The following is a 20,128-nucleotide window of genomic DNA, read 5'->3' on the forward strand; positions in this document are numbered from 1 at the left end:
CGTACGCAACCGTGTCGGCCGATCGGCCGGCGAGCAGCCGCCCGTAGTCGCGCAGAGCGACGCCCGAGGCGCCCAGTTGGGTTGCTACAGCTTGTTCCTTCCGATGGGGCTCCGGTCATTCAGGTGGCTCGTCGGCGAGCCGGACTTCGGCGTCACCGCGCTCTGGTGCGCCGATGAGCCGCCACCTTCACGAAAGTCCCCACGACGACAGCAGCCCGAAGAGGCGCTCGCGTTCGGCACCCGTGAGCAGCCGGCTCGGCGGCCGGACGTCGGGGCGGCACAAGCCCAGCTGGCCGAGCGCGTCCTTGACGACGCTGACGTTGTTCGCGTTCCCGTTCGCGGCCCGAAGCTCTTCGAACGGCCGGATCCGCTCCCAGACGGTCATCGCGGCCGGATAGTCCCCTGTGGACAGTGCGCGGAACATCTCCAGCGAGATCGCGGGATCGACGTTCACCAGGCCCGACGTGAAACCCGTGGCGCCGACGGCGAAATAGCCGGGCGCCGAGAGCTCGGCCAGCCCGGCGATCCACACGAACCGCTCGAAGCCCGCGTCCCGCGCGACCGAGCCGAACCGCACCGGGTCCGGCACGGCGTACTTCACGCCGATGACGTTCGGCGCCGCTTCGCCGAGCGCGTGCAGCTGATCGCCGGCGATCGCCGGGTTGCGGACGTAGAGCACGACACCGAGTTCGGGTACCGCGGACGCGATCGCGGCGTGGTAGTCGACCCAGCCGTCACCGGAGATGTACGGGTGCACGGGCTGGTGGATCATGATCATGTCGGCGCCCGCGTCCCGCGCGTGCGCGGCGGCCCGCGTCGCCGACGCGACGTCGTGGCCGATCCCGGCGAGCACACTGCCCCGGCCGGCGACGGCCTCGACGGTGACTTCCAGGCACTGCCGGGCTTCGGCGGCGTCCAGCGCGTAGAACTCGCCGGTGTTCCCGTTCGGCGTCACGACTTCGACGCCGCCGGTGATCAGCCGGTCGACGAGCTTCGCGTACGTCTGCCCGTCGACGGCGCCCTCGGCGTCGAACGGCGTGACCGGGATAGCCACCACCCCGGAAAGCCGCCGCTTCTGCTGCTCGAACGTCATCGGGCCCCTTTCGGATCGCCGGTCTCGGTGGTGCGCTCGTCCGGGAGCACGAAGGCGACCCGGTCGATGAAATCGGTGATGTGCCGGCGAAGCAGGTGTTCGGCCTGCCGGGCGTTCCCGCTCTCGGCGGCGGTCAGGATCGCCCGGTGCTCGGCGGCTTCCCCCTGCCACGTCGGGCTGATGCCCCAGCCGGTGACGGTGATCAGCGCGGCCTGGTCGCGCAGGCCGTCCAGGATCTCGACCAGCAACGGGTTCCCGCACCCGGAGTAGAGCGCGCGGTGGAACAGCCGGTTGGTGACGCTGGCCTTCGCGCGGCTGGCGGCGGCGGTGCCGGTGTCGACCGCGGCCAGGACTTGCCGCGCTTCGCCGAAGTCCGCACCGCGCTCGACAGCGCGTCGGACGGCTTCGGGTTCGAGGAGCGCGCGCAGGTCGTACACCGCGTGCGCGCTCTCGGCGTCCATGACCCGGACCGCGGCTCCCTTGTACGTGCTCATCGTGACCAAACCGGAACCGGCCAGGATCCGCAGCGCTTCGCGCACCGGCGTCTTCGACACCCCGAGCAGGGCGCCCACCTCGGCCTCGACGAGCGTTTCGCCCGGTCCGAACTCCCCGCTCAAGATCGATTCCTTGATCGCGTCGCGCACGAAATCCGTGCGCGAGACGGGCGGCGGCGGTCTCCGGGCCGAAGAAGTGCTCGCCACTGGCATGTCCGATCTGATATACGATGCGACATACAACATTATCACGGACCCAGGGAGCAGCCATGCAACGTCGCACCGGCTTCCGATTCCGCCGGGTGCTCCTGGCGGCCGGCCTCGCCGCCGGGCTGGCGGCCTGTGGCGCGCCCGGCGGGGACGGCGGCCAGGCGGCGGATCCCCAGGCCGTCCCCGACAAGCCGAGCAAGCCCGTCGACCTGAACATCCTCGACATCGCCGGCAACCTGCAGCTGACCAAGCAGATGATCGAGAACTTCAAGACCGCGCACCCGGAAGTGCTCTCGAAGGTCACGTACTCGACGGCCCCCGCGCCGAGCATGGCGGGCAAGCTGAAGGCCGAGCAGGACGGCGGCGTCGCCCAGACCCACCTGGTCCTCAGCGGCACGGACGGCCTGTCCGCCGGCATCGCGAACGGCACGCTGGCGAAGGTCCTGCCGGACTTCTCCAGCCGGTTCCCGAACCTGATGCAGAACTACCTCGAGCCCGCGGCCAAGATGCAGGAGCTGGCCAACGGCTACGGCATCGAGGTCGTCTACTACCCGTCCGGCCCGGTGCTGGAGTTCAACCCGGGAGCGGTTCCGGCGTCGCCGGCGTCCCCGCAGGAGCTGCTCGACTGGGCCAAGGCGCACCCGGAGAAGTTCCAGTACGCGCAGCCGTCGAACTCCGGCCCCGGCCGGACGTTCCTGATGGGCCTGCCGTACCTGCTCGGCGACAAGGACCCGAAGGACCCGGACAAGGGCTGGGACAAGACCTGGGCGTTCCTGCAGGAGCTGGGCAAGTACGTGAAGTACTACCCCTCCGGCACCACCGAGACGATGAAAAACCTCGCGTCCGGCGCGGTGGACATGGTCATGTCGACGACCGGCTGGGACATCAACCCGCGCAAGCTCGGCACGGTGCCCAACACGGTCAAGACCGGGATCATGCAGCCGATGCACTGGGTCACCGACGCCCAGTACGCCCTGATCCCCAAGGGCCTGTCACCCGACCAGGAGTCGGCGATCCTGCAGCTGATCGCGTGGATGCTGAAGCCGGACCAGCAGGCGATCGCGTACGACGACGGCTACTTCTACCCGGGCCCGGCGGTCAAGGACGTCACGCTGCAGATGGCACCGCAGAAGAGCCAGGACACGATCAAGCAGTTCGGGCGCCCGGAGTACGAGCAGTGGATCTCGCAGTACCCCAAGGAGACCTCGCTGCCGGCCGAGCAGCAGGTGAAGGCGTTCGACAAGTGGAACCAGCTGGTCGGCGGCTCGAAGGTCGGCAAGAAGTGACGTTCGAGCAGCTCCGGCTGGACGGGGTCTCGCGCAGCTTCGGCACCGCGAACGCCCTGAGCGGCCTCGACCTCGCCATCGCCCGCGGCGAGTTCGTGGCCCTGCTCGGCCCGTCCGGCTGCGGCAAGTCGACCGCGCTGAACTGCCTGGCCGGCCTGCTGCCGTTGACCGGCGGCAGCATCTGGCTCGACGACGCCCGCATCGACGGGCAGCCCCCGGAGCAGCGCGGGTTCGGGATGGTCTTCCAGAACTACGCGCTGTTCCCGCACATGTCGGTCCGCGCCAACGTCGGCTTCGGCCTCAAGATGCGCAAGGTCGCCCGCGCCGACGCCCGCCGGCGGGTCGACGAGGCGTTGCGCCTGGTCCAGCTCACCGAGCACGCGGCGAAGTTCCCCGCACAGCTCTCCGGCGGGCAGCAGCAACGCGTCGCCATCGCCCGGGCCGTGGTGCTGGAGCCCCCGGTCGTCCTGATGGACGAGCCGCTGTCCAACCTGGACGCCAAGCTCCGCCTCGAGATGCGGATGGAGATCCGCCGCCTCCACCAGACGCTCGGCTTGACCACGGTGTACGTCACCCACGACCAGGAGGAGGCCCTGTCCCTGGCGGACCGCCTGGTGGTCTTGCGCGACGGCACGGTCCAGCAGATCGGCACGCCCGAGGAGGTCTACGCCCAGCCGGTGAACAGCTACGTCGCGTCGTTCATGGGCTACCGCAACCTCCTGGACCTGACGATCACCGGAACCACGGGCTCGTCGGCGACCGTCGAGGGCGACGGGATTCGCCTGACCGGCGCGAACCGCGGGTCGCTCACGGAGGGCCCGGCCAAGGTCGCGATCCGCCCGGAGGACTTCGTGGTCGGCGACGGCGCGGAGAACGCCCTCGACGTGACGGTCGAGATCGTCGAGTACCACGGCCGCGAGCTGTCGATCTCGGCCCGGCTGGCGAGCGGGGTGCCGGTGTACTTCCGGACCGACAAGCGCCTCGCCCCCGGCGACACCGCCCAGATCGGCGTGCCGGCCGAGCGGGTCCTGGTGTTCGAGCCATGACCGCCGTCGCGGGTGCTCGCCCGGCGTTGCGTCACCGCCTGGCCGAACGCGGCATCGACCGCACGTTGCTCCTCCTCGTCCCCGGTCTGCTGGTCACTGCCTGCCTGTTCCTCTACCCCTTCCTCTACGGCCTCCAGCTCTCCTTCGCTCCGCGTCAGGGCGGGATCTTCGCCAACTACGCGCGCTTCTTCGGCGACCCCTACCTGCGCGACACCATCTGGACGACGCTCGGCATCGCGCTGCCCGCGACGTTCATCAACGTGCTCGCCAGCATCCCGATCGCCTACGTGATGCGCGGCCGCGTCCGCGGCAAGCGCCTCCTGACGACGATCCTCGTCGTGCCGATCACGCTCGGCACGGTGCTCACCGCGCAGGGCCTGATCATGTACGGCGGGCCGGCGGGCTGGCTGAACAAGGTGCTCAGCGTCCTCGGCATCACCGACGAGCCGCTCCCGCTGATCCACAACTACACCGGCGTGCTGCTGTCCCTGGTGATCACCGGCTTCCCGTTCTCCTTCCTGCTGACTTTGTCCTATCTCTCGGGCATCGACCCCTCCTTGGAGAAGGCGGCCGCGACACTCGGCGCGAACGGCGTCCAGCGCTTCCGGCGGATCACGCTGCCCCTGCTGGCTCCCGGCTTGGCGATCACCTTCTGCCTCTCGTTCGTGATGGCGTTCTCGGTCTTCCCCTCGGCACAGCTCGTCGGCGACCCCGCGAACGAGACCCGCGTCATCTCGATCGCGGCCTACCACGCCGCCTTCGAGGAGTACGACTACTCGATGGGCTCGGCCGTCGCGATGCTCATGGCGGTGATCATGCTGATCGTGATCGGCCTGGTCATGGCGTGGCGCGGCACGCTGTACCGCGGAGCGACCGGAGGCAAGGGATGACCGGTTGGGTCGCGCGTCCCGGACGTTGGGTCGTCTGGGCCATCGTCGTGTTCTTCTTCGTCAACCTCGCCGGCGTGGTGCTCTCGGTGGTCGTCGACTCGTTCGGCAAGCAGTGGTTCGGCACCTGGCTCCCGGACGGCTTCACCACCCACTGGTACGCCGACGCCTGGCGCGAGTTCGGCCTCTCCGACGTCCTCCTCACCACGGCGATCGTCGCGCTGGTGGTGATCGCCGTGTCGGTGGCGGTCGGCGTCCCGGCCGCCTACGCGCTGGCCCGCCGCTCGTTCCCCGGCAAGCGCCTGGTGATGCTGCTGTTCGTGCTGCCGATCCTGATCCCTCCCATCACCTACGGCATCCCGCTGGCCACCGTGCTCTACAAGTTCCACCTGGCCGGCACGACCACCGGCGTGATCCTGGCGAACCTGGTGCCGTCGGTGCCGTTCGTCGTGCTGACCATGACGCCGTTCATCGAGCAGATCGACCCGAAGATCGAAGCCGCCGCGCGCATGTCCGGCGCGCGCACGGTCTCGGTGTTCACCCGGATCCTCGGCCCGCTGCTGCTGCCGGGGATCCTGGCCGCCTCGATCCTCGTGCTGGTCCGGACGGTCGGCATGTTCGAGCTGACGTTCCTCACCGCCGGCCCGGACTCGACGACCCTCGTCGTGGCGCTGTACAACTCCGTGTTCGCCGCGGGCATCCGGGCCAACCAGTCGGTCGACGCCATGGCGACCATCTACACCGCGTCCATGCTCGTGCTCCTTCTCGTCGCGTTGCGGTTCGTGAACCCGACCCAACTGGTCACCCGGATCCGGGAGGAGACCTAGTACGTTCGCTCACGTGTTCGACTTTACCGCGAAACATCGAACTGGTGATCGACACGATCGGGCGAACCTGACCCTTGCGCCTCCCCCGAGGGGAGGTGTCACGCTGACGGCATGCGGTACTCGATCGGCGACCTGGCCCGCCGGACCGGCCTGACGGTGAAGGCCGTCCGGTTCTACTCCGACCGCGGTCTCGTGCCGCCGTCCGGACGCAACACCGCAGGTCATCGCCGGTACGACGACGCCGCGCGCACCCGGCTCGACCTCATCCGCACCCTCCGGGACCTCGGCGTCGACCTCGCGACGATCCAGCGGGTGGTCGACGGCGAAGCGACCGTCGCCGACGTCGCGGCGAGGCACGCCGAGGCCCTGGAGGTCCAGATCCGCGTGCTGCGCGTGCGCCAGACGGTGCTGGCAGCCGTGGCGAAGCGCGGTTCGAACCCGGAGGAGACGACTCTCATGCACGAGCTGGCCCGGCTGTCCGAAGTGGAGCGACGGCGCCTGGTGGACGACTTCCTCGCCGACACCCTGGGCGACCGTCCCGACCTCGCCGGCATCGCCCGCACCCTGACCCCCGAACTGCCGGAGAACCCCCGCCCCGAGCAGCTCGAAGCCTGGATCGAGCTGGCCGAACTGGCACAGGACGAGGAGTTCCGCGCGATCCTGCGTCAGCTCGTGGAGCAGCACGAAGGCGGGATTCGCCGCGACCTGGCCGCCGAGGTGCGCGACGTCGTCACGCCGGCCCTCGAAGCCGGGGTCGCCCCGGACTCGCCGGAGGCCGGGGCGATCGTCGACGGTCTCGGCCGCGATCCCCGCCAGGTGCGGGAATGGCTCGGTCTCGTCAACGATCCCCGGCGTGAGCGCTACCTGCGGCTGCTCGCGGTGATCAACGGCTGGGCCGCCCCGGAAAGCCTGGCCCCGGCGTTCGGCTGGCTGGCCGCGGCTACGGCTTGACGTCCGCCCTGATCCAGGCCAGGGCATCGGCCGCCGGCTGCGCGTCGACCCGGCGTCCGTCGCGCAGCCGCAAGGAAAGCTGCCCCGCGGCGACCTCCTGCGGCCCGAGCACGGCCTGGTACGGCACCAGCCGCCCGTCCCGGATCCGCGCGCCGAGACTGCCTTCCGGCGCGATCTCGGCGCGCAGGTCATCGCACCGGTCCAGGATTTCCTGTGCGTAAGGCAGTTCGGCGGCGGACAACGGGAGCAGCCGCAGCTGAACGGGCGCCAGCCAGGCCGGGAACGCACCGCCGTGAACCTCGAGCAGCTGCGCCACCGCCCGTTCGACGCTGCCGATGATGCTGCGGTGCACCATGACCGGCCGGTGCTTCGCCGCGTCCGCCCCGACGTATTCGAGGCCGAACTGTCCGGGCTGGTGGAAGTCGACCTGGACGGTGGAGAGGGTCGATTCGCGGCCCGCGCTGTCGACGATCTGGACGTCGATCTTGGGCCCGTAGAAGGCTGCTTCGCCCTCGACGGCGTCGTAGGGGAGCCCGTCGAGGACCGAACGCAGGATGTCCGCCGCCCGGTCCCAGTTCCCGGGGACGTACTTCCCGCCGGCTCCGGGGAGCGAAAGCCGGTAGCGCGCCGGGCTGATGCCGAGCGCGTCGTAGGCCTGCCGGATCAGGGCCAGCGCGGCGGCCGCCTCGGCTTCGACCTGGTCGAGGGTGCAGAAGATGTGCGCGTCGTTGAGCTGGATCGCGCGCACCCGGCTCAAGCCGCCGAGCACGCCGGAGAGCTCACTGCGGTACATCCCACCGATTTCGGCGATGCGCAGCGGAAGTTCGCGGTAGCTGCGGCCGCGCGAACGGTAGATCAGCGCGTGGTGCGGGCAGAGGCTCGGCCGCAGCACGAGCTGCTCGCCGCCGACGTCCATGGGCGGGTACATGTCGTCGCGGTAGTGCGACCAGTGCCCGGAGATCTCGTACAGCTCGCGTTTGCCGAGCACCGGCGAGTGGACGTGCTGGTAGCCCGCGCGGCGTTCGAGGCCGCGGACGTACTCCTCCAGGCTGTGGCGGACGACCGCGCCGTCGGGCAGCCAGTAGGGCAGGCCCGCGCCGATGAGCGGGTCGGTGCCGAACAGGCCGAGCTCACGGCCGAGCTTGCGGTGATCGTGCATTGTGGACTCCTCGTGGACGGCGAGGCGGTCGGCCACAAGACGAAGCCCGGGGCGACCGCCCCGGGCTTCGGTGAGAATGGTTCAGCGCGCCGGGACACTTTCCGGCGTCGTCGTGTTCGCTGCGCGCTTCATGTCTTCGACGGTAGCAGCGTCGTCCAGCGCTATTCCGTCTCGAGCCGGAACGTGTCGTACTCCGGGTTCCCGGCCGGCCGCAGCACGAGCACGGTGACACCCGCGGCGGTGTGGCGGCTTTCGACGTGCTCGAACTTCTTCGGCACCACCCCGGCCGGGAAGAGCTGCCGCCCCTTGCCCAGCACGACCGGGAACAGCCACAGCCGGTACTCGTCGACGAGGTCGTGGGCGATCAACGTCTGCAGCAGCGCGCCACTTCCGTGTACCTGGATCTCGCCGCCCTGCCCGGACTTCAGGTCCCGGACGGATTCGACGACGTCGCCGTCCACTATCGACGTGCCCGACCAGGGAGACTCCGTCAGAGTCCGGGAAACCACGTACTTCGGCAGGCCGTTGAGCCGCGAGGCCACCGGGTCGGCGGGGTCGGTGACCTTCGGCCAGTGCGCGGCGAAGATGTCGTGCGTCCGGCGGCCGAGCAGGAACGCGCCCGCCCGGGTGATCCACTCCTCGGCGAGCTCCGCCATGCCGTCCTCGTAGAACGGCGTCACCCAGCCGCCCAGGTCGAAGCCGCCGGACGGGTCCTCTTCGGTGCCGCCAGGGCCCTGGTAGACGCCGTCCAGGCTCAGGAACGTCGTGGCGATCAGCTTGCTCATGGTGCCTCCTCGGATGTCGTGTACCTGTACGTCACCCGGGGAGGCGTCGAATCGACAGCTTCACGAAACCAGGAACAGCTCCAGCTGCTCGACGACGAACGCGTGGTCCTCGGCCTGCGGAAGGCCGGACACGCCGACCGTGCCGACCGGGCCGACCCCGCGGACGATCACCGGGAACACGCCGCCGTGGGCCGCGTACTCGTCCGGGTCCAGGCGCGAGTCCTGCTCGAACGAGCCGCCCTTCGCGCGGAACTGCGTGCCGACCAGGAAGGAGCTGTGGCCGTAGCGGTCCACGACACGGCTCTTGCGGTCGATCCACGCGTCGTTGTCGGCCGACGTCCCCGGCAGTGCCGCGTGGAAGAGCCGCTGGCCGTTGCGGCGGACCGAGATCGTCACCGGCAGCCCGCGCTCCCGCGCCGCGGCCAGCAGCTGGGCACCGAGTGCCAGCGCCGTCTCGTTGTCGAACTTCGTGAACTGGAGACGTTCTTCCTGGTCAGCGAGCTGGACGAGGTGATCGGAGTCGGTCATCCGTCCATTAAATCAACACTGTTGTTTAATCGCCAGTGAACTCGGTCAGCGACAGCACGTTGCCGTCCGGGTCGCGGAACCACGCGATCCGGCCGCCGGGCGTGGTCCAGATTTTGTCGGTGTCCTGTGGCAGCGTGTCGAAGGTGAGGAACTCCACGCCACGGTCCCGCAGCCCGTCCACCGCCGCCCGGATGTCGGCGACCGCCCAGCCGAGCACCGTGAACGGCTGCGGCGTGAACTCGGCGACGGCGGTGACGCGGAGCATGGTCGCGCCACTGCGGAAAACGCACGCGAAGGGGGACTGCTCGATGAACTCGAGCCCGGCGACGTCCGTGTAGAAGGCACGTGAGCGCTCCAGGTCGGTCGACGGTGCGAAGGCGACCAGATCCGCTGAGTCGAGCATGGGTACCACCTCTCTCGGCGGAGAACGTACCCCCTCGCCAGGCCGCTGACGTGGGGATGAGGAGGCAGGCATGGGCCGGATCCGCCGGCGCACGGTGCTCGGCGGTGCCGCCGCGGCCACCGTCGCCGGGTCGCTGACGGCCTCGTGCGCCGCCCCGGCGCGGAAGGGGACGATCGACGACGTCCGCCACGTCGTGGTGCTGATGCAGGAGAACCGGTCGTTCGACCACTACTACGGCACCATGGCCGGCGTGCGCGGCTTCGGCGACCGCGCGGCGCTGCGCGACGTCTTCCGCCAGCGCGGCAAGGGTGCGCCGGTGCTGCCGTTCCGGGTGGACACGTCCGTTGTGGACGGCCAGGACCTCGGCGAGCTGCCGCACGACTGGAACAGCACGCACCGCGCGTGGAACGGCGGCGCGTACGACAGCTGGGTCAAGGCGAAGAGCCCGATGACGATGGGCCACTTCGCGCGCGACGACGTCCCGTTCCAGCACGCCCTGGCGAGCGCGTTCACGATCTGCGACCACTACTTCTGCTCGATCCAGGGCCCGACGCAGCCGAACCGGCTGTTCCACTGGACCGGCACGATCGACCCGGACGGCGTCGCCGGCGGCCCGGTCACGCACAACTTCCCGGACTACGAGCCGTCGTTCCGCTGGACGACGTACCCGGAGCGGCTCGAGTCCGCCGGGATCACGTGGCGGATCTACGCGAACGACGAGGAGCGCGGCGTCCCCGAACACTTCGCCGGCGACTACGGCGACAACCCGCTGTGGCTGTTCCAGAACTTCCACGACGCGCTGTACTCGATGGACCCGGTGAAGCGGCGCATGGCCGAGCGCGCGAACCTGCGCACGAAGCTGCTGCCCGACTCCGGCAAGGGCAAGGACCTCGACCACGTGCTGGCCGAGTTCCTCGCCGACTGCGCGGCCGGGACGCTGCCCGCGGTGTCGTGGGTCGTCGCGCCGTACGGCTACTGCGAGCACCCCGCTGCGCGGCCGGTCGACGGTGCCGCCTACATCCAGCGGATGCTGAAAGCGTTGTGGGACCAGCCGGAGCTGTGGGAATCGACCGTGGTTTTCCTCAACTACGACGAAAACGACGGCTTCTTCGACCACGTCGTCCCGCCGACGCCGCCACCCGGGACCCCGGGCGAGTACCTGCCGGGGAACCGTCCGGAGAAGGGCGGGGCGTCCGGCGCTCCGGTGCCGATCGGGCTGGGCCCGCGCGTGCCGATGACCGTCGTCTCGCCGTGGAGCCGCGGTGGCTGGGTGAACTCGCAGGTCTTCGACCACACGTCGGTGCTGCGCTTCCTCGAGACGTGGACCGGGGTGCGCGAGCCGAACATCTCGGCCTGGCGCCGAGCCATCTGCGGCGACCTGACCAGCTGTTTCGACTTCCGCTCGCACGACACGACGATCCCGCTGCTGCCGGACGCGGACGCGTTGCGCGCCGAAGCCGACCGGACGCAGTCCCGGCTGCCGAAGCCCGGGCTGGGGCCGGGCGCCCTCGTGCAGGACCCCGGCACGGCGAAGGCGCGCCCGCTGCCGTACCAGCCGGTCGCCTGGGCCGCGGCCGAGCCGGGGGCGCTGAAGCTGCACCTGGCCAACTACGGGACGCAGGCGCTGCAGCTGGCCGCGTACGCCTACCACGCGGGCGGAGCGTCACAACGCTTCGACGTCGGCCCGAAGAGCGAGATGACGGGCGAAGTGCCGTACGCCGAGTCGTACGACATCGCCATCCACGGCCCGAACGGCTTCGTCGTCGAGGCTTCCGGCAAAGCGGGCCTCGACGCCTCCGTCACCTTCACGCTGGCGCCCGCGCTGCGTGTCACGGTGACCAACAGCGGGCCGGCGCCGGTCGCGCTGAACGGCGTCACGATCGCCCCGAAAACCTCGCACGACTTCCCGGTGTCGGCGAAGAACGGCTGGTACGACGTCACTTTCGAGGCGCCCGGGTGGCGTCGCCGCTTCGCCGGCCACCTCGAGGACGGCCGTCCTTCGCGGACCGGGCCCTAGCTCAGGGCGTCCAACGCGAAAGCGGCGAGCATCGCGACGCCGTTCGGCATCGCGTCCTCGTCGAAGATCACGCGGTTGGAGTGGTTCGCGGCCGCCTCGGCGGGTTCGACGCCGGGCGGGCACGCGCCCAGGAACGCGTACGCGCCCTGAACGCGTTGCAGGACGTAGGAAAAGTCTTCGGCGCCCATCAGCGGGTCCGCCATCAGCTCTACGTTCTCCTGGCCGAGCACGGCTTCCCCAAGCGTCAGGACTTCGGCGGCGACGCGGTCGTCGTTGACCGTCACCGGGTAGCCCGGCTCGACGTCGGCGACGACGCGGCAGCCGTACGCCGCGCCGATCTGTTCGCACACCTTCGGCAGCTCGGCGCGGACCAGCGCGCGCGTCTGCTCGGACAGCGTCCGGATCGTGCCCTGCAGCTCGGCGGTCTCCGGGATGATGTTCGTCGTCGTGCCGGCCTGGATCCGCGTCACGGAGAGCACCGCGGGGTCGAACACGCTGACCCGGCGCGTGATCATCGTGTGCAGGGCGCCGACCATCGCCGCGGCCGCCGGGACCGGGTCGATCGTGTGCTGCGGCGCGGAGCCGTGGCCGCCCTTGCCGGTCACGAGCACCGAGAACGAGTCCGCCGACGCCATCTGCGCGCCCGGCCGGACCGACAGCAGCCCGCTGCGCAGGTTGGCGAGGATGTGCACGCCGAACGCGCGCTCCACCCGCGTCCCGGCGGCGTCGAGCACGCCCTCGTGGATCATGAACCGGGCGCCGTGGTGCCCCTCCTCGCCCGGCTGGAACATGAACACGACCGAGCCGGCCAGCTGGTCCTTGCGCTCGGCGAGCAGCCGCGCCGCCGACGCCAGCATCGCGACGTGCGTGTCGTGCCCGCACGCGTGCATCGACTCCTCGTCCTCGGACGCGAAGTCGAGGCCGGTCGCCTCGGTCAGCGGCAGCGCGTCCATGTCGCCGCGCAACAGCACCGCCGGGCCGGGCCGGGCGCCGCGCAGGACGGCCGTCAGCGACGTCGTCGCCTTGCCTTCGGTGATCTCCAGCGGCAGGTCGGCGAGGGCCTCCCTGATCGCCGTCTGGGTGCGTGGCAGGTGGAGCCCCTGCTCCGGGTGGCGGTGCACGGCGCGCCGGAGCGCCACCGTGCGGTCTTGCAGCGCCCGCGCGTCGTCGAGGAGCCCGGCGAACGGCGTGCCGGGCAGCGTGGGCAGATCAGTGGGGCCGGTCATGCTCCCGATAGTGCCCCATGCGGCGCTTCGGGCGCACCGTGCGTGCGTTCGGTCGGGCGGCGGAATACGGTGTGCGCATGGCGGTGGATGAGCCGGTCACGGGCTTCGCGGTAGCCGTGGTCCGGGAAGATGGTCGGTGGCGGTGCAGTGCGCTCGACCCGGGGGCGCTGACCGAGCTGGACGCAGCGATCACTGAACTGGGCAAACTACGTTCCACCGGTGCGTCCTTCGGGCTGCTGGCGGTCGACGACGAGTTCTTCGTCATCGTCCGGCCGAGTCCACGGGGGCCGTCGTTGCTGCTCTCGGACGCGGCGGCGGCACTGGACTACGACATCGCGGCGGACGTCCTCGACGTCCTGCGCGTCGATCCACCGGACGAGGAGGACGACTCGGTCTGGCCCGAAGGCGACCTGTCGATCCTCACCGACCTCGGGCTGCCCGGGCCGGAGCTGGAGGTCATCGTCGGCGAGGTCGACCTGTACCCGGACGAGCAGCTGCAGATGATCGCGCAGCGCGTCGGGTTCGGCAGCGAGTTCGCCAAGCTCCTGGACGAGCTCTGAGACGGCCGTCCGACACCGAGGCCGTGGAGGCGGCGCTGGAGGCCGCGCGCGCCCCCGGCGCGGACGTGCCGATCGGGGCGGTGGTCTTCGACCCGGACGGCAAGCCCTTGGCGGCGGCGCGCAACGCGCGGATCGAGCTGGGCGACCCGACGGCGCACGCGGAGATCCTCGCGCTCCGCGCGGCGGCGCGGGTGGTGGACGACGGCTGGCGCCTGGAGGGCTGCACGCTGGCGGTGACGCTGGAGCCGTGCACGATGTGCGCCGGCGCGCTGGTGCTGGCCCGGATCTCGCGGCTGGTGTTCGGCGCGTGGGAGCCGAAGACGGGCGCGGTGGGGTCGCTGTGGGACGTCGTGCGTGACCGCCGGCTGAACCACCGCCCGGAGGTCCACGGCGGCGTGCTCGTCGAGGAGTGCGCCGGGATGCTGGAGACGTACTTCGCGACGCGGCGCTGATTCGGCTTCTCCGGGGTGGGTACCCCTATGGACATGACTATGAAGGACAAGGTCCAGCAGACGATGGGCGGCGCGCGCGAGAAGCTCGGCGCGGTGACGGGCAACCGGCGCCTCGAGACGTCAGGACGCATGCAGCGCCGCCGCGCGCAGGTGGCCGAGGTGGCCCACGACCTGCGCTCGAAGGCCCGCGGTCTGGTGCGAGACGTGCAGGTCAGGCGGCGGCCCGACCGCCCCGCCGACCCCTTGTGAGGCGCGCGGGTGCCCTCCGGTATTGTTCTCGGCGGTGGCGTGTCCGAGCGGCCGAAGGAGCACGACTCGAAATCGTGTGACGGCTAATCCCCGTCCGTGGGTTCAAATCCCACCGCCACCGCTCTCAACAGGCAAAACGTCCGGCGACCCTCATGGGGTTGCCGGACGTTTTGCTGTCCCGTCTCAGTTTCCGTCTCAGATGCCCCCTGATCAGGCGGGCGCGAGCGCGCCTCCCGGGCCGTCGTCCTCCTCGTCTTCGTCGTCCGGATCGGCCCACATGTGAGCGCCCACCTGCTCCGCCACCGACGTCACCAGCTCGGTGTTGACGTGCATGTACCGCTTGGCCACGGCCGCGTTGGACCAGCCCATCAGCTCCATCACCGCGGGCAATGGCACCTTGAGCTCCAGCAGCACCGTTGCGGCCGTGTGCCGCGCGTCGTGGAGCCGCGCGTTGCGCACGCCTGCCAGGCGCAGCAACGCTTTCCACGCGCGGTTGTCCGGCGTTGGGTGCGTCGGCCGGCCGATCGGCGTGGCGAACACCCACTCCCCTTCCTCCCAGAGATCCGCCGCCGCTTCGCGCTCGTCTGTCTGCTGGACGCGGTGCGCCTCCAGGGCCTCGATCACGGGCCGGGGAAGGCCGATGACGCGGCGCCCGGCCCGCGACTTCACCTCACCGACGACCAAGCCGCCGCCGAACCGCTCCGGGCAGTAGGCGCCGTGCTCGTGCCCACACGGCTTGTCGGGCGTGCATCCGTGCTGCCAGTTCAGCTGCTGGATCGAGCGGCGGACCGCGAGCGTGCCGGCGCCGCGTCGCGCTGGGCATTCGACGGCGGTGAGCTTGCGGCGGCAGGCTTCGCCGCGCGCGCACCCGTGCTTCCACGTGATCGTGACGTCAGACCACTTGAGCCCGAGCGCTTCGCCGCGCCGAAGTCCGAGCGAAAGCGCGATGATGAACCGCGCGCCGTTCCGGATCTCCCCGGCGGTGGTGATCAGGCGTCGCGCCTCGTCGCGCGAGAAGGGCACGATCTCTTCTTCTTCCACGCGCGGCGCTTTCGCTATGCGCGCGGGATTCTCGGTGATGTGCCGTCGCCGGACGGCTTCGTTGAGCGCGGCCCGGACGGTCCGGTGCGCGAGGTGCGCTGTCGACGGCTTGAGTCCTTTTCGGAGGATCTTCCGGTAAGCGGTCTCCAGGTGCTCAGGCTGTAGCTTGTCGAGCCGGTGTGCGCCGATGCTCGGAATGAGGTGCTTGTACACCGACGCGCGGTATCCGACCATCGTCGTGAGGCGAACCGTTGGCGCCGCGATGTTCTCGACCCAATGGGTAAGCCACTGCTCGACGGTCAGGCTCCGGCCCGCTTTTCGGGCGCGGCCGGAGTCGCGCTGGCGTTCGAGTTCTCGGACGGCTTCGATGACTTCTGCTTCCGTCTTCCGCTCGACGTGCCGCCGGTCCGGCTTACCGTCCTCGCGGATTCCCATTGTGACGCGACCGTGCCATTTCCCATCCTTGCCGAGATAGATGGTGCTTGCGCCGTTCGGTGCGCGGGTGCCTTCGGGACGTTTCCTGCGTGCCATGGGAGTTCCCTTCAGGCTGCGATCTGGATGGCGGTGAGCTGGTCGACGTAGGCGGCGAGCGCGGCGGCCGGGATGCGCCGGAGGTGGCCAATCCGGACAGTGGTGATTTCGCCGGCCTTGATCAGGGCGTACATGGTGGTTCGGCCGATGCTGAGCTGTTCCGCGGCGGCTTCGACGGTCAGGAGAGTTCGGGGTCCGGCGTGAGTGGCGGTGTCCAAGGCGTGCTCCATGTGGCGTGGCGGGCAAGACGGCAAGGCACGAACACGGCGTTCTCCTTCGATCGGTGGATGTGGCAGGTGATCCGGGGTGTCACAGCAGGTGTCACAACTGTTTGTGCTGGTCAGGGTGGGTTGAGTGACGGAGTGACAGGTGTGACACCCATGGGGTGGTCGCTGGTGTCACCCCTGCCGGGGACGTGACAACGTGCAGGTCAGGGCAGCTACGCGAGCCCTCGGCGCTTCTGCTCGGCACGGATCTGGTCGTAGAGCTGCGATGACGTGAGCGGGTCCCGCAGGGCCTGCGCGAGGTCGTCCGGGGTCGCGTCGCTCAGACCGGCGGCCTGAACCCGGTCCTTGGCCGCGGCCTCGCGTGGCTTCTCGATCGCGATGTAGTGCTGCGGTTCTCCGCTATAGTCCACCGCGGCGTCGTGGTCCACCTGCCGCAACGCCTTCCGGTTGTCCTCCGGGATGAGGAAGACGTGGGGGTTCGTGCGCGCCAACTCCCGCACGGCCTGGCTGAACTCCTCGTGGTCGACGTCCCCGAGGGCCTTGCGGATGTCGATGAAGCTGGTCCACTCACCCGGCGCCTTGTTCAGCTTGGCGACGGCGTCGCGGACCCGGTCCGCGGTCGACCCGGCTGGTTCTGGCTTGCGGGGCTTCGGTTCTTCGGGTTTCGGCATGGGCTTCTCCGGTGTGGTCGGTTCGGGCATGGTGGGCAGCTGGCCGGCGAACGCGCCGACGTCGGGCGGTGGGGTGCCGGTGACGGCGGTGTACTTCGCTTCGGCCGCGGCGATCCGGTCCGGGTCGGCGGTGATGCGGGCGGCTTCGAGGTTGTTGCGCGCGCGGCAGCGGGCCTGGCGGGCGCGGGCGCCGGCGGCGCCGCAGCTCCCGCCGGTGCACCGGCGGCCACCTTCGGCAGCTGAGCGACACATCCGGGTCTCCTCTCAGTGCGGTGAGCTGGGCGTTGTCACGTCCCCACAGGCGGCGGGGTGTGACAGGTCCTCGGGGTGTCACTCCGGCTGTCACTGCTGCTCGTGCTGGTCAGCGGCTTGGAGTGACAGCGGTGACAGGTGTGACGGGGCAGGGGTGGTACCGCTGTCACCGCTCCCGCCGGGTGCGCTGTAGGTGCCGTCCGTGGTGCGGGCGAGCTGGCCGGCGTCGCCCATGCGCTTGCAGGTCTGGCGGATGCTGCCCGGGTTGGCCTCAAGCGCTTCGGCGATCCGCGCGGGCTTGAGCGGCCCGTGCTCGCGCAGCAACCGCAGGATGTCCGCGCGGGTGTCGCCGACCAGGTGATCGCTGGCGGGGCCGTCGAGCTTCGTCCACGCGCCAGCGGTGGCGTCGAAGGACATGGCGTAGTCGGCTTCTTCGACGTCGCGGCCGGTCACGTGCAGCACCCCGTCCGCCTGCCCCCGACCGCGCTCCAGCACCAGCGTCGCGTCGACCGCGCCGGTGATGCCCGCGGTGCCGGACACCAGGTTTTGCCAGTCTTCGGCGCTCTGCTTGCGGACGTGGTGGATGAGCAGGAACGGGACGCTGTAGTGATCGGCCAGCTGCTTGAACCGCCCGGCCGCGGCGTAGTCGGCGCTGTAGGCCGACGACCCGGCCGCGTCGGAGCCGCGCATCTTCTCGAAGGTGTCGATGATGACCAGCCGGGCGTGCGGGTTCTCCTCCAGCCACTCCACGAGCACGGCGTCGCCGCCCGCGGTCATGGTGGGGCAGGCGGTTTCGAGGGTGAGCAGCGGCGCGGCCCGACCGCCGGCGGCGAGCATCTGCCGCCGACGACGCTGCAACCGCCGGCCGGTGTCCTCCAGCGCGCAGTACAGGACCGGCCCACGCTCCACCTCGATCGACCCCAACACCGGGTCGCCGTTCGCGATCGCGGCGCCGGTGCCGAGGGAGAACCACGACTTGCCCAGCTTCGGCGCACCGGCCAACAGGTTCAGCCCTTCCGCCAGCAGACCGGGCACAGCCCACTTCGGCGGCGGAAACTCCTCTCGCATCAGCTCCGCATCCGTCCACCGGGTGCGGCGGGCGGGCGGTGTCGGCACGGCGGCCAAAGGCCGGGGCGTGGTCATGGTGTCTCCCAAATGGTTCAGGCGGGCTTAGGCCGCGGCGGGGACCGGGACGGCGACACGAGCGAGTAGCGGCGCGACGACGGCGGCGGCCAGCGGCGGCGGCATCGCATCGCCGATCTGCTGCTGTCGGGCTGTCACGTCCCCCCGCCACGGGTAGTCGGTCGGGAACCCCTGCAACTGCCCGGCTTCGGCGAGCGTGAGCGGACGGCGGGAGCCGTCCGGCCACTCCCACTTGTTGCGGCAGCACCGGCCGGTCACGGTGAACGCGGGCGCGGTCATCGGGCGTCGGCCACGGCGCTTCGGGTCACCGCCGGTGCCGTAGTTCGACACCAACACCGCCCCGCCCCACCCGAGCGCGTCCGCCATCGACACCGGCGCCGGGGACGTGACACGCGGCCGCTCCACCGGCAGCCCGTCGCAACGGGCGATCAGGACGGCGCGGCGCCGGGTCTGCGGGACCCCGTAGTTCTCCGCCGCCAGGACCCCGCACCAGACCCGGTAGCCGAGCTGGGTGAGCAGGTCGGCGGCGTGCTCCCACAGCGGCAGCGCCGCACGGACCTGCTCCAGCGCCACCCACCGCGGCGCCAGCGCCCGCACCCACCGCAGCGGCTCCGCCGACAACGGCGACCGCGGATCCGCCCACGCGACCGCGGGCGCGACCTCACCGGCGGCGAACGCGGTCATGCGGTTGCGGATAGCGGGCCGATCCTCGAGACCCTTGCGGGAGCCCGCGACGGACAGCCCCGGGCAGGGCGGGGACAGCACCACCCCGTCCGCCGGGCCGAACAGCCGCGGGTCGACCTGCGCGACGTCGCCGTGCACGCGCTCGTGCCCGGCGGCCCGCGCGGTCGCGCACGCGCGCTCGTTCAGCTCGACCCCGCGCGCACGGCCGCGGAACCCCGCCAGCCGCAGGCCGTGTGACCAGCCGCCGGGACCGGCGAACCCTTCCACCACCTGCTCGTCCTGCGTGGACATCAGGCCACCTTCCGCGGTCGCTTGGCGCCGGCGCGCAGGCCGGACGTGATCGTGGTTTCCGCCTCGCGGGCGGTGAAGTGCCGCGTCCCGATGTGCCGCCCGGCCGCGGTCATCAGCGCCGTGCGCACCTCCTCTTCGGTGAGCGCGTCCCCTTCCACCAGCTGCCCCAGCGCGACTGCGGCGGCGTAGAGGGTGGCGTTGCGGTTCTGCTTGGCGTCGGCGACCTTCCCGGCCTCTGCGCGCACCGCCACGTCGAGGTAGCGGGACCGGCGGCCGGTCGCGGGCCGAATCGGCAGCACCGGCGCCGCGGGCAGCGGAGCGGGGGTGAGCCGCTCGACCAGCCAGCCGGGCAGCTCCGCCACCACGCCGTCCCAGAGGAACTCGTACCGGCCGTCGCGGGTGGTGGTGCCGGGGCCGACGACGTAGCCGCCCCCGGCGCGGGTATCGACCTTCCAGCCGAGCCCGTTGCCGTCCTCGCCGCGGGTGTTGCGCAGTGTCGCGTCCCCCGGCACCCGGAAGTACAGGTGCAGCCCACCCGAGGGCGTCCGGACCGTGAGCGTGTCGCCGGGCAGCTCCTGCCCGGCCTCGTCGGCGACGACGGCGAGCACGTCCTCACCGGAACGGGCGTCGGCCGCGGCCCACCGGTCGGGGATTTCCTCGCCGGGCTTGAGCGTGTCGAGGTCGAGCACACACAGCCCGGACGGCCCCGTGGCCACACCGATCCCGTACGGCGCGTGCGTCCACGCCGCGCGGATCTTGTCCGGGTCGGTGGTGGCGCGCTGCTCCCAAGTGAGGTGCCCGCCGGCGCACCGGCCGGTGCCGGGGCAGCGGTCCTCGGGGTGCCCGGCGGGGCGCTTGCTGCCGGGGCGGAGTGGGAAGACGTGCCAGCCGCGAGCCGCGGCGTTCAGGGCAGCGTGCAAAGTGGTCGTGTCCATCGCTACTTGCCTCCGTTCTTCTGGACCGCGGCGCACCCGGGGCAGGTCTTGATGAAGATCGGGAACCACGGCGCGGTGGCGGTGTCGGCCGGGATCGTGAGACCGCAGAGCGTCTTGATGTCGCCGGACCACCAGGACTTCTTGCCGATGTGCGCGTACTGGGTCGTCATCTCAGGTCCT

Annotated in this window: 23 protein-coding genes and 1 tRNA gene; 10 read left to right on the top strand and 14 right to left on the bottom strand. The window is 70.8% G+C overall.

What is annotated here, in order from left to right:
• Positions 1-187 precede the first annotated feature (187 nt).
• Together AB0C38_RS04335 and AB0C38_RS04340 are read right to left on the bottom strand one after the other, a co-directional pair.
• Entirely contained in the window at positions 188-1,093 is a 906-nt protein-coding gene (locus tag AB0C38_RS04335; RefSeq protein ID WP_360666238.1) for a dihydrodipicolinate synthase family protein, read from the bottom strand.
• On the bottom strand, positions 1,090-1,794 hold the full coding sequence (locus tag AB0C38_RS04340) for a GntR family transcriptional regulator (protein WP_360667497.1): 705 nt from the start codon (positions 1,792-1,794) through the stop codon (positions 1,090-1,092). The genes AB0C38_RS04335 and AB0C38_RS04340 overlap by 4 nt, the downstream gene beginning before the upstream one ends.
• Positions 1,795-1,856: 62 nt before the next feature.
• Here AB0C38_RS04340 and AB0C38_RS04345 point away from each other — a divergent pair, with 62 nt between their 5' ends.
• From AB0C38_RS04345 to AB0C38_RS04365, 5 genes are all read left to right on the top strand, one after another.
• Positions 1,857-3,083, top strand: a complete 1,227-nt coding sequence (locus tag AB0C38_RS04345) for an extracellular solute-binding protein (RefSeq protein WP_360666241.1) — start codon at positions 1,857-1,859, stop codon at positions 3,081-3,083.
• Positions 3,080-4,129, top strand: coding sequence for an ABC transporter ATP-binding protein (locus tag AB0C38_RS04350; RefSeq protein WP_360666244.1), 1,050 nt, complete (start codon positions 3,080-3,082; stop codon positions 4,127-4,129). The genes AB0C38_RS04345 and AB0C38_RS04350 overlap by 4 nt, the downstream gene beginning before the upstream one ends.
• On the top strand, positions 4,126-5,019 hold the full coding sequence (locus tag AB0C38_RS04355; protein WP_360666247.1) for a sugar ABC transporter permease: 894 nt from the start codon (positions 4,126-4,128) through the stop codon (positions 5,017-5,019). The genes AB0C38_RS04350 and AB0C38_RS04355 overlap by 4 nt, the downstream gene beginning before the upstream one ends.
• Positions 5,016-5,843: an ABC transporter permease subunit gene (locus AB0C38_RS04360; RefSeq protein ID WP_360666250.1), complete on the top strand. Its 828-nt coding sequence runs from the start codon at positions 5,016-5,018 to the stop codon at positions 5,841-5,843. The genes AB0C38_RS04355 and AB0C38_RS04360 overlap by 4 nt, the downstream gene beginning before the upstream one ends.
• Positions 5,844-5,954: 111 nt before the next feature.
• Positions 5,955-6,794: a MerR family transcriptional regulator gene (locus tag AB0C38_RS04365; RefSeq protein ID WP_360666253.1), complete on the top strand. Its 840-nt coding sequence runs from the start codon at positions 5,955-5,957 to the stop codon at positions 6,792-6,794.
• On the opposite strand, the gene thrS is transcribed toward AB0C38_RS04365, so the two are convergent.
• From thrS to AB0C38_RS04385, 4 genes are all read right to left on the bottom strand, one after another.
• The gene (gene thrS / locus AB0C38_RS04370; RefSeq protein ID WP_360666256.1) at positions 6,784-7,953 is read right to left on the bottom strand and encodes a threonine--tRNA ligase; all 1,170 of its coding nucleotides are present in this window, start codon (positions 7,951-7,953) and stop codon (positions 6,784-6,786) included. The two genes, AB0C38_RS04365 and thrS, sit on opposite strands and share 11 nt — an antisense overlap.
• Before the next feature lie 161 nt (positions 7,954-8,114).
• A complete protein-coding gene (locus AB0C38_RS04375) occupies positions 8,115-8,738 on the bottom strand; it encodes a dihydrofolate reductase family protein (protein ID WP_360666259.1) in 624 nt (207 codons plus the stop codon).
• 60 nt (positions 8,739-8,798) lie between these two features.
• Positions 8,799-9,266, bottom strand: coding sequence for a heme-degrading domain-containing protein (locus AB0C38_RS04380; protein WP_360666262.1), 468 nt, complete (start codon positions 9,264-9,266; stop codon positions 8,799-8,801).
• Positions 9,267-9,291: 25 nt separating this feature from the next.
• Positions 9,292-9,669, bottom strand: coding sequence for a VOC family protein (locus tag AB0C38_RS04385; RefSeq protein WP_360666265.1), 378 nt, complete (start codon positions 9,667-9,669; stop codon positions 9,292-9,294).
• Positions 9,670-9,739: 70 nt separating this feature from the next.
• On the opposite strand from AB0C38_RS04385, the gene AB0C38_RS04390 reads away from it, so the two are divergent.
• Positions 9,740-11,686, top strand: a complete 1,947-nt coding sequence (locus tag AB0C38_RS04390) for a phosphocholine-specific phospholipase C (protein WP_360666268.1) — start codon at positions 9,740-9,742, stop codon at positions 11,684-11,686.
• Here the strand turns inward: AB0C38_RS04390 and AB0C38_RS04395 are convergent.
• The gene (locus AB0C38_RS04395; protein WP_360666271.1) at positions 11,683-12,912 is read right to left on the bottom strand and encodes a M20 family metallopeptidase; all 1,230 of its coding nucleotides are present in this window, start codon (positions 12,910-12,912) and stop codon (positions 11,683-11,685) included. The genes AB0C38_RS04390 and AB0C38_RS04395 overlap by 4 nt on opposite strands.
• Positions 12,913-12,989: 77 nt before the next feature.
• On the opposite strand from AB0C38_RS04395, the gene AB0C38_RS04400 reads away from it, so the two are divergent.
• From AB0C38_RS04400 to AB0C38_RS04415, 4 genes are all read left to right on the top strand, one after another.
• Positions 12,990-13,472 (top strand): tRNA adenosine deaminase-associated protein, encoded by a 483-nt coding sequence (locus tag AB0C38_RS04400; protein ID WP_360666274.1) that lies wholly within the window; start codon positions 12,990-12,992, stop codon positions 13,470-13,472.
• Between the two features lie 23 nt (positions 13,473-13,495).
• Positions 13,496-13,924 (top strand): nucleoside deaminase, encoded by a 429-nt coding sequence (locus AB0C38_RS04405; RefSeq protein ID WP_360666277.1) that lies wholly within the window; start codon positions 13,496-13,498, stop codon positions 13,922-13,924.
• A 33-nt stretch (positions 13,925-13,957) separates the two neighbouring features.
• Positions 13,958-14,173: a CsbD family protein gene (locus AB0C38_RS04410; RefSeq protein ID WP_360666280.1), complete on the top strand. Its 216-nt coding sequence runs from the start codon at positions 13,958-13,960 to the stop codon at positions 14,171-14,173.
• A gap of 33 nt (positions 14,174-14,206) precedes the next feature.
• A tRNA-Ser gene (locus AB0C38_RS04415) sits at positions 14,207-14,294 on the top strand.
• Between the two features lie 89 nt (positions 14,295-14,383).
• Here the strand turns inward: AB0C38_RS04415 and AB0C38_RS04420 are convergent.
• The 7 genes from AB0C38_RS04420 to AB0C38_RS04450 all read right to left on the bottom strand — a co-directional run bounded on the left by AB0C38_RS04420 (position 14,384) and on the right by AB0C38_RS04450 (position 20,118).
• Positions 14,384-15,745, bottom strand: a complete 1,362-nt coding sequence (locus AB0C38_RS04420; protein ID WP_360666284.1) for a site-specific integrase — start codon at positions 15,743-15,745, stop codon at positions 14,384-14,386.
• 11 nt (positions 15,746-15,756) lie between these two features.
• On the bottom strand, positions 15,757-15,963 hold the full coding sequence (locus AB0C38_RS04425; RefSeq protein WP_360666287.1) for a helix-turn-helix domain-containing protein: 207 nt from the start codon (positions 15,961-15,963) through the stop codon (positions 15,757-15,759).
• 221 nt (positions 15,964-16,184) lie between these two features.
• Positions 16,185-16,895, bottom strand: coding sequence for a hypothetical protein (locus tag AB0C38_RS04430; protein ID WP_360666290.1), 711 nt, complete (start codon positions 16,893-16,895; stop codon positions 16,185-16,187).
• Between the two features lie 90 nt (positions 16,896-16,985).
• Entirely contained in the window at positions 16,986-18,038 is a 1,053-nt protein-coding gene (locus tag AB0C38_RS04435; RefSeq protein ID WP_360666293.1) for an AAA family ATPase, read from the bottom strand.
• Positions 18,039-18,065: 27 nt separating this feature from the next.
• On the bottom strand, positions 18,066-19,013 hold the full coding sequence (locus tag AB0C38_RS04440) for a DNA cytosine methyltransferase (protein WP_360666295.1): 948 nt from the start codon (positions 19,011-19,013) through the stop codon (positions 18,066-18,068).
• Positions 19,013-19,948: a bifunctional DNA primase/polymerase gene (locus tag AB0C38_RS04445; protein ID WP_360666298.1), complete on the bottom strand. Its 936-nt coding sequence runs from the start codon at positions 19,946-19,948 to the stop codon at positions 19,013-19,015. The genes AB0C38_RS04440 and AB0C38_RS04445 overlap by 1 nt, the downstream gene beginning before the upstream one ends.
• Before the next feature lie 2 nt (positions 19,949-19,950).
• Entirely contained in the window at positions 19,951-20,118 is a 168-nt protein-coding gene (locus AB0C38_RS04450; RefSeq protein ID WP_360666300.1) for a hypothetical protein, read from the bottom strand.
• Between the last annotated feature and the right edge of the window lie 10 nt (positions 20,119-20,128).

This window comes from Amycolatopsis sp. NPDC048633 (assembly GCF_040650695.1).
In the GTDB taxonomy this organism is placed as follows: Bacteria; Actinomycetota; Actinomycetes; order Mycobacteriales; family Pseudonocardiaceae; genus Amycolatopsis.

Coding starts and splice junctions, on each gene's coding strand:
- AB0C38_RS04380 (WP_360666262.1), bottom strand. CDS start 9,266: ATGACCGACTCCGATCACCTCGTCCAGCTCGCTGACCAGGAAGAACGT.
- AB0C38_RS04435 (WP_360666293.1), bottom strand. CDS start 18,038: ATGACCACGCCCCGGCCTTTGGCCGCCGTGCCGACACCGCCCGCCCGC.
- AB0C38_RS04345 (WP_360666241.1), top strand. CDS start 1,857: ATGCAACGTCGCACCGGCTTCCGATTCCGCCGGGTGCTCCTGGCGGCC.
- AB0C38_RS04395 (WP_360666271.1), bottom strand. CDS start 12,912: ATGACCGGCCCCACTGATCTGCCCACGCTGCCCGGCACGCCGTTCGCC.
- AB0C38_RS04450 (WP_360666300.1), bottom strand. CDS start 20,118: ATGACGACCCAGTACGCGCACATCGGCAAGAAGTCCTGGTGGTCCGGC.
- AB0C38_RS04430 (WP_360666290.1), bottom strand. CDS start 16,895: ATGTGTCGCTCAGCTGCCGAAGGTGGCCGCCGGTGCACCGGCGGGAGC.
- AB0C38_RS04385 (WP_360666265.1), bottom strand. CDS start 9,669: ATGCTCGACTCAGCGGATCTGGTCGCCTTCGCACCGTCGACCGACCTG.
- AB0C38_RS04360 (WP_360666250.1), top strand. CDS start 5,016: ATGACCGGTTGGGTCGCGCGTCCCGGACGTTGGGTCGTCTGGGCCATC.
- thrS (WP_360666256.1), bottom strand. CDS start 7,953: ATGCACGATCACCGCAAGCTCGGCCGTGAGCTCGGCCTGTTCGGCACC.
- AB0C38_RS04410 (WP_360666280.1), top strand. CDS start 13,958: ATGACTATGAAGGACAAGGTCCAGCAGACGATGGGCGGCGCGCGCGAG.
- AB0C38_RS04445 (WP_360666298.1), bottom strand. CDS start 19,948: ATGGACACGACCACTTTGCACGCTGCCCTGAACGCCGCGGCTCGCGGC.
- AB0C38_RS04335 (WP_360666238.1), bottom strand. CDS start 1,093: ATGACGTTCGAGCAGCAGAAGCGGCGGCTTTCCGGGGTGGTGGCTATC.
- AB0C38_RS04420 (WP_360666284.1), bottom strand. CDS start 15,745: ATGGCACGCAGGAAACGTCCCGAAGGCACCCGCGCACCGAACGGCGCA.
- AB0C38_RS04365 (WP_360666253.1), top strand. CDS start 5,955: ATGCGGTACTCGATCGGCGACCTGGCCCGCCGGACCGGCCTGACGGTG.
- AB0C38_RS04390 (WP_360666268.1), top strand. CDS start 9,740: ATGGGCCGGATCCGCCGGCGCACGGTGCTCGGCGGTGCCGCCGCGGCC.
- AB0C38_RS04355 (WP_360666247.1), top strand. CDS start 4,126: ATGACCGCCGTCGCGGGTGCTCGCCCGGCGTTGCGTCACCGCCTGGCC.
- AB0C38_RS04440 (WP_360666295.1), bottom strand. CDS start 19,013: ATGTCCACGCAGGACGAGCAGGTGGTGGAAGGGTTCGCCGGTCCCGGC.
- AB0C38_RS04375 (WP_360666259.1), bottom strand. CDS start 8,738: ATGAGCAAGCTGATCGCCACGACGTTCCTGAGCCTGGACGGCGTCTAC.
- AB0C38_RS04400 (WP_360666274.1), top strand. CDS start 12,990: ATGGCGGTGGATGAGCCGGTCACGGGCTTCGCGGTAGCCGTGGTCCGG.